The sequence below is a fragment of the Microbacterium sp. B24 genome (assembly GCF_000333415.1).
GTDB lineage: Bacteria > Actinomycetota > Actinomycetes > Actinomycetales > Microbacteriaceae > Microbacterium.
In genome coordinates this window covers 1-1245 of record NZ_BADB01000193.1, presented here as the reverse complement: position 1 = coordinate 1245, position 1245 = coordinate 1, and the positions used below count along the sequence as shown (strand labels likewise).

Genomic DNA, 1245 nt, shown 5'->3' with positions numbered 1-1245 from the left:
TCCCCGGCTTCGATCGGGCCGAGGTCGCACGCAGCGCCGATACGGTGGCTGAGCTTCTCGAGCAGCTCGGCATCTTCGAGCGCGTCGAGGTGAAGACCGCGATCGTGCCCGAGACGGGAGCGGAGGGGATGCCCGCGGTGCTCGCCACGCGCGCAGCGCGCAACGGGCGTCCGACGATTCTGCTGTACGCCCACCACGACGTTCAGCCCGTCGGTGACGAGTCGCTCTGGGAGACGCCGCCCTTCGAGCCGACGGTGCGCGGTGGACGCCTCTACGGACGCGGAGCCGCCGACGACAAGGCCGGGATCATGGCGCACATCGGCGCCCTCCGCGCTCTCGTCCACGCGTGCGGCGGCGACGTCGACCTCGGTGTGAACCTCTTCATCGAGGGTGAAGAGGAAGCCGGCTCGGCATCCTTCGCGCAGTTTCTCAGCGACAACGCCGACGCGCTGCGCGCGGACGTCATCGTCGTCGCCGATTCCGGCAACTGGGATGCGACAACTCCGGCCCTCACGGTGTCGCTGCGTGGCAACGCACGCTTCACGATGACCGTGCGCACACTGGAGCACGCCTCCCACTCCGGCATGTTCGGCGGTGCCGTGCCCGATGCGATGCTGGCGACCGTGAAGCTGCTCGCCACGATGTGGGACGACGATGGTGCGGTCTGCGTCGCCGGGCTCACCGAGCGCGAGGCATCGACTCCCGACTACTCCGAGGAGACCCTGCGTGATGAGGCCGGGCTCCCCGAGGGTGTGAGCCCGATCGGACGCGGCTCGATCCTCAGCCGCATCTGGAACAAGCCCTCCATCACCGTCACCGGCATCGATGCGCCAAGCGTGAAGAACGCCTCGAACACGCTCTCTCCCGAGGTCTCCGTCGTGATCAGCATGCGGGTGGCCCCCGGCCAGCCCGCCCGCGAGGCCTACGCCGCGCTGGAGGCCCACCTTCGCGCACACGCCCCGTTCGGCGCGGAGCTGACTTTCCGCGATGTCGACTGCGGCGATGCGTTCCTGGTCGACAACACCGGGGCCGCGGTGACGTCGGCGCGCGACGCGCTGCGCGAGGGATACGGCGTCGAACCGGTCGACATCGGCGTCGGAGGATCGATCCCGTTCATCGCGGATCTCGTGCGCGAGTTCCCGGGGGCGCAGATCCTGGTGACCGGCGTCGAGGATCCGCATGCGCGGGCGCACAGCCCGAACGAGTCGCTCGACTCTAGAGGATCCCCGGGACCGAGCTCGAATC

1 protein-coding gene is annotated in these 1245 nt (G+C 69.4%); it reads left to right on the top strand.

All coding sequences use genetic code 11. The features are described from left to right. Positions 1–1245 (top strand): dipeptidase (locus tag I5I_RS05100; RefSeq protein WP_036317263.1); only part of this gene is annotated, 1245 nt, incomplete at both ends.